This window comes from Desulfonatronospira sp. MSAO_Bac3, assembly GCF_003838035.1.
In the GTDB taxonomy this organism is placed as follows: Bacteria; Desulfobacterota; Desulfovibrionia; order Desulfovibrionales; family Desulfonatronovibrionaceae; genus Desulfonatronospira; species Desulfonatronospira thiodismutans.
In genome coordinates this window covers 1-6,069 of record NZ_QYZY01000206.1, presented here as the reverse complement: position 1 = coordinate 6,069, position 6,069 = coordinate 1, and the positions used below count along the sequence as shown (strand labels likewise).

The window sequence follows — 6,069 nt, the reverse complement described above, 5'->3', positions numbered from 1 at the left end:
TCCTGGCGCGACCATCCGTAAAACTCTGCTGCAGCATGATTGGCATCAATAATGACTCCGTTATCCGGGTCAATCATCAACGTCACGGCGGTATGATTGTCAAAGAGACTTGTAAAAAATTGCTCCCGCTCCATCAGTTGATCCTGCTGGATTTTTTCCCGAGTGACATCTTCAAAGATAGTGTAGACATCATGAGGCACTTCGCTCTCCGGATGAAAAACAGGCACAGCAGTCAAAGAAAGCCATAGATAGGCATTTGTTTCTGGGTTGAATATTTTTTTAACCACAGGTCCGATGGTCTGACCGGTTTTCAGCGCAATCATGGAAGGATGTGCCTCATCTGGAACTATTGTGCCATCTTCACTTATCATCTTCCAGCGGGTATTCACGAGCTTTATTCCGGGAATCTGTTCCAAAGAAATCCCCAGAATTTTTGCCGCTGCAGGATTGGCTGAAGTGATGCATCCTTTTGCATCCTGGAAAATCACGCCCTGGGGCAAAGTTTCAAAAAGGCTGCGGAATTTATCCTCTTTAGAGAGGGCAGAAGCTGCGGTGCGGCGCTGAAACTGATACATAACTACCCTGGCCTTGTTTGGATGATGTCGCAAAAAAAACAAAGCAGATGAGGAGGGCAAAAAGAGAAGGACTGTGACAGGCTGATAGATAATGATTTCCAGAAAATTGAAAATATCCGGGATATTATACAGGCCTTGTCTTTTTATAAGTCTAAACGGAATTTGTAATTACTCAATACTTCTTCTTTTAGCAATGCCTGTTCAAGATTTTTTTATTTTTTTCTATACCGTAACCATTCATGGGGCTCCTGCCTTGCTCTGCGTCTCTGGGCCTGCTTCAGGCCGGGCGTGAGATATTCTTTTCTTTACATGCAAGTACTCTTAAACCAGAAGAACTCTGAATGGTTACCATTCTTCGGTCATAAATGGTCATTCCCGCTCGGGCAGTAGCTCATTAGCCAAATGGGCGCTCCCTTCAGCAAACTTCAAGTTCTCTTTTGCCAGCGTCCTATATCCCTCTGCCATTTCATTATGTAAACGCTCGGCAGCTAAACTCTGCAGGCAAGAAGTGATAACCTTGCTGCGACTGGTCTTCCTTTCACGCGCAACTTCATCAGCAACCACTACCAGATTATGCGGCAGATTTATGGTTACTTTAACTGCTCCATTGGCCATAATACCTCCCATACTCATTATCCTTGAAAAGCTGTTCCATCCGGGATGTCCTGCTGTCTACAGGTCTTCATAGGAGGCCGGGTTTGATCTGTCAAAAAAGGCCTGATTAACTATCATAAAATTGTAAACAGGGCTTACTTCTTCATAAGCTTCCGGGCTTAAGTACTTTTGAAGAAGCTGCAGCCAGGTATTAAGCTGGGCAGGCCAGTATGCAGGCTGGAACCCGTGAGCCCTGTAAGTTCGAAGGACCCAGAAAACCGTATCCACCAGGACCTCGGGGCGGTAGTCCACAAGCAGGGCGGACATGAAACGGGCATGATTGTTGTGGTTGTCCAGCATCATCTCCCGGTTGTTCTTGCCTATGAGTTTTTCCAGGTCTGATCTGGAACACATGATCTGGTTCAATTCGTCCACAAGCGAAGGGCTGGCTTCCTCAAATTGCCTTGCGGCCTGCTTTGAGGGCGTCTTGATTTCAGCGGCCTTTTTTATCAGTTCCTGTCTGCTCATCTGGTTTATTCCTTTATTAATAATTATCTGATAAATTCCAACATAACCATTCAGGGGGTTAAGTTCTTGGGCTGCAAACCTTGCAAACCCCTTGCTTCATAAATTATCCATACTGTTCCTTCCTTTTTGGAGTTGGGCTTGCATTTCCTGCATCCTCTCGAAAAATTGCTTCAATGCTTTGGACCTCGTCATCTGTCAACGCATTAAATTCTTTTGATCTGGGCCGCTTGGATAATTTCCCCTGGTTTTGGCGCAGAAAACGGAAAAGCAGGTTTAAGGTATTTTCGGGCATATCAATCAAAGATTGCACCCGGGCCTTGAACTGATCATAGCGGCGAAGGAAAAGAGCTTCTTCAGGAAGATCCTTTTCAATGGTCCGGCGTACACAATCGTAAAGAAACTCAGCATGCGGGGTGGCATCAAAATAACGATAAAAATCCGCCGTATCGTTCAGCACCTGTACATTCCCCTTATCAGTGGGCTTCCACTCGATAGCGGGCATAAGTCTGGCAGAATAGTCCTCCAGAACCTTCCTGTATTCCTCTATCCTTTCCAGGATCACTGCTGAAACCGGAAAGACAAGACCAGGAGGGTTGAACCCCCGGGAGGAAAGCACGTGATGAATAAGGTAGCGGTGCAGTCTTCCGTTCACATCCTCGAATGGATGGATATACACAAAACCAAAAGCCAGTACTGCCGCAGCCACTACAGGGTCAAGCTCCTGTCCGGAGCTATGCTCAAACTCAATCAGTCCCTGCACAAGTTCAGGCAGATCATCAGCTTTGGCACTGATATGTACAGGACTTGGCTCTCCAGTATCTCGGTCATGCTCGCCGACAAAGCCTCCACCGATTCGCAGCCCCAGATCCACAAAGCGGGAATCACCTATGACAATTTTTTGCAGCCTGACGAACTCGTCCTGATCCAGTTCGTTTTGTCCGGCCTCCCCGATGGCCCTGGCCCATCTCTGAACACGGTCATGGGAAGGTCCTTCTCCTTCAATTGCGTAACTTGCCTTAGAGTCTTTAAGCAGTAGAAATGCTGATGACCTGGCCAGGATGTCCCTGGGCACGTCATCGATAATTTCCAGGGTTTTCTGTTTGAGTTTCAGGTCCATGAATTCCTGCAGAACTTGCGTACAGAAGACCATGGGGCAGAATGCACGGGTTCCAGGCAGGTTGTTGCGCACACGATGCCGGGGTGAGCCCTTTCCCTGCAGAGCAAACTGCATGTTTGGGTCGACTACTGAAACATAACGGCCGGTCCGGGCGTCCGGAAGATTAAGCTCTTCACCCAAAAGCCATTCGTAAAGAAACCAGCTACGCCTGGCATATGAGCCGGTGGGCCTGGATTTAACCATTGCTTCTATGGGTTTTGGTCCTGTTGCCTGAAACAGCCGTTTGAGGACAGCCAGGTCCAGGCCCTCGTACTTGATGGCAAACTTTAGATGGCTTTGTATATCGGGAGATGGGGTGTGGCGTGGAGTAAGTATATGCCAACCCTGCTCCTGAATGGTTCTGTGCCTGTCTCCGATGGCAAAAAAAGTCCGGGGGAAAGGAACCCTGAGATCAAAATAATCTATTAAAGCACTGTAACCTGCCGGAGTTGCCTTTACCGGGAGCCGCCTGTCCCGAAAAAAGGTCGCAGGGCCTGAAAATTGATTCCTTGCCATGAAAAAAAATTCCTTTGTAGATATAATTCTGAAATTTGACTTTCAACCAGTATCCTTTATGCGTCAAGAGAATTCTTAACTTCACCCTGGTGGTGATACCCGTGCTTATGAAACTGGCTTTTTCCCCATTGCTGGCCACCATAAGCTGATGGTGTTCTTTCAGCAACCGGCCCAGGACCTTGATATTAGCCGGTACATCGTCCACGATCAGGATTTTTGCCATCAATTACCTACCTTTATTGTATATAATTCGGAACTTAGGTGTTCGTTATTTTTTTCAAGGTTGCAGGCACATCCACTTCTTATATCGAAGCTTGACCTTGTTGCTGATTTACATAGAATAGATATCTATGAAAACCATAACCATAAATGTATCCTCAGAAACCTACCACGCCTTTCAGGAATATGCCGCTCGGAATAACCGGACTGCCTCGGAGCTTATCCGCAATGCCATGGAAGAATACCGCCGTAGTTACCTGAGAGAAGATCAGAGTATTTTTGACGCCCCTCCTGCCAACGCTGGATCTATACTTAAAGATTTAACCCCTGAAGATGATCTGCTCCAGGAGATGCTTGAATGACAGGTATTGATACTTCTTTTATGGTGGCATTTGAAATCGCTGAACATCCGCAATGCCAGGAAGCGAGAAATTTTGCAGCCAGCAATTCAGACCTCGGATTTGCGCTGGCTCCTCAAGTTCTTTCGGAATTTATGTAACAACTGATTCAAGGAGATTCTCCAGGCCTCTTTCCATGCAGGAAGCTTTGCAGCGCAGCACCAGGTGGTGGCAGGCCCGGGAAGTCAAGCGTATTTTTCCCGACCACCAAACAGTGGTTATCTTTAAAGGTAACAGTTTAGCCCTTTTTAAGGAAAGCAGGGGAAGCCCCCCCCCGCACTTATTTTTCTAAAGGAAGATTGACAGGTTTTACAATAAGTGCGGGGAGAGCCAGTCCCCGGAGGTCAGTCATAAGTTTCGCTGTAGTGTTATTTACAGCCGGTTTATCCCAGGATGGCCTTAAGGTCTTCATCAGGGGTGTTTATGGGCTTTATGTCATAGTTTTCCACAAGATAATTGAGGACGTTGGGGCTGATAAAAGCCGGCAGTGAAGGTCCCAGGCGGATGTCTTTGACACCCAGGGCCAGCAGGGACAATAGAATGGCCACTGCCTTCTGTTCATACCATGACAGCACTAAGGACAGAGGCAGGTCGTTTACTCCGCATTCAAAGGCCTCGGCCAGGGCCATGGCGATCTTTACCGCGGAATAGGCATCGTTGCACTGCCCCACGTCCAGAAGCCTGGGTATGCCTCCGATTTCCCCAAGATCCTTGTCAAAGAACCTGAACTTGCCGCAGGCCAGGGTCAGGACTACGCAATCACCTGGCACCTTCTCCACAAACTCCGTGTAGTAGTTGCGGTCCGGCTTGGCTCCGTCGCAGCCGCCCACCAGGAAGAAATGCCGGATATTGCCGCCCTTGACTGCATCAATGACAGTGCCTGCCACGGACATGACCGCGTTGCGACCAAAACCCACCATGACATGACCCTTGTCTTCATCAGCTGCAAATCCTTCCATGCTCAGGGCCTTGTCAATAACCGGACTGAAGTCCTTTTCATTTTCTCCTTTGCTGGCCATGCCCACCACTGCCTTGAGACGTTCCAGCAGGGACGTGCTTTCCTGGTCACCATTGACGTGGGCCACTCCAGGCCAGCCCACCAGGCCGGTAGTAAAGATGCGGTCCTTGTAGGAATCTCTGGGCTTCTGGATGCAGTTGGTGGTCATGAGTATGGGACCAGGAAATGCATCGAATTCCTTGTGCTGATTCTGCCAGGCAGTGCCGTAATGACCATGAAAATGGGAATACTTTTTAAGTTCAGGATAGCCATGGCAGGGCAGCATCTCGCCGTGGGTGTAAATGTTTATGCCCTTGCCCTCGGTCTGCTTCAAGAGCATTTCCAGATCCTTCAAATCATGCCCGGAAACCAGGATGGCCTTGCCCTTTTTGGGTCCCAGGGGCACCTTTGTAGGTTCGGGATGACCATAAGTTCCGGTATTGCCCGCATCCAGAAGTTCCATGGCCCGGATATTCGTACGCCCGCATTCCATGGCCAGTTCAATCCACTGTTCCAGACTCAGGTCCTCACGCAGGGTTGAAGCCAGGGCCCTCTGGACGTATTCGTACACAGCGTCGTCCTCCTGTCCCAGTATGGCCGCATGATCGGCATAGGCGCAGATACCCTTGATGCCGTAGGTGACGGTCTGCTTCAGGGAATGAATGTCCTCGTTGGGATCCTTGTCAGCAACAACTCCATGCTTTTCCCCCTGAGACACCATGCCCTCCACAGTATTCTCCGGGACGAAGCTGGCGGCTTCAGAGGCAGGGACATTGCCGCCGGCCTGGGACACCTTGGATTTGAGTTCATCCCGGAGCTCCACGGTATCCTTGACCAGTCCGGCAATACGCTCCGGATCGAAGTTGACATTGGTCAGGGTGGAAAACATGGCCTCGGAGATGAACCGGCCCACTTTGGTGTCCACTACATTTTTTTCCCGGCCGGCCATGGCCACCTGGGACAGGCCCTTGAGGGCAAACACCAGCAGGTCCTGAAGTTCGGCAGTGTCCGGCTGCTTTCCGCACACTCCTATCTTGGTGCATCCTTCGCCTTTGGCGGTCTGTTCGCATTGATAACAAAACATGA

Annotated in this window: 7 protein-coding genes; 2 read left to right on the top strand and 5 right to left on the bottom strand. The window is 49.3% G+C overall.

All coding sequences use genetic code 11. The annotated features are described in order from the left end of the window. From D5S03_RS07040 to D5S03_RS07025, 4 genes are all read right to left on the bottom strand, one after another. Window positions 1-575, bottom strand: a 575-nt coding sequence (locus D5S03_RS07040; protein WP_287043191.1) for a PAS domain-containing protein, incomplete at its 3' end; no start/stop codon positions are given. A gap of 369 nt (window positions 576-944) precedes the next feature. Then, a complete protein-coding gene (locus D5S03_RS07035; protein WP_287043189.1) occupies window positions 945-1,190 on the bottom strand; it encodes a hypothetical protein in 246 nt (81 codons plus the stop codon). 57 nt (window positions 1,191-1,247) lie between these two features. Continuing rightward, window positions 1,248-1,697, bottom strand: a complete 450-nt coding sequence (locus D5S03_RS07030; protein ID WP_287043187.1) for a hypothetical protein — start codon at window positions 1,695-1,697, stop codon at window positions 1,248-1,250. A gap of 103 nt (window positions 1,698-1,800) precedes the next feature. After that, window positions 1,801-3,369 carry a Fic family protein gene (locus D5S03_RS07025; protein WP_287043185.1) on the bottom strand — a complete coding sequence of 523 codons (1,569 nt, stop codon included), beginning with the start codon at window positions 3,367-3,369 and terminating at the stop codon, window positions 1,801-1,803. 350 nt (window positions 3,370-3,719) lie between these two features. On the opposite strand from D5S03_RS07025, the gene D5S03_RS07020 reads away from it, so the two are divergent. After that, a complete protein-coding gene (locus D5S03_RS07020; RefSeq protein ID WP_287043184.1) occupies window positions 3,720-3,950 on the top strand; it encodes a DUF6290 family protein in 231 nt (76 codons plus the stop codon). After that, entirely contained in the window at window positions 3,947-4,087 is a 141-nt protein-coding gene (locus D5S03_RS07015) for a hypothetical protein (RefSeq protein WP_008868725.1), read from the top strand. Before D5S03_RS07020 ends, D5S03_RS07015 begins: the two co-directional genes overlap by 4 nt. Before the next feature lie 282 nt (window positions 4,088-4,369). On the opposite strand, the gene hcp is transcribed toward D5S03_RS07015, so the two are convergent. Further along, complete coding sequence (gene hcp / locus D5S03_RS07010; protein WP_287043180.1) at window positions 4,370-6,067, bottom strand: hydroxylamine reductase; 1,698 nt, start codon at window positions 6,065-6,067, stop codon at window positions 4,370-4,372. Window positions 6,068-6,069 lie beyond the last annotated feature (2 nt).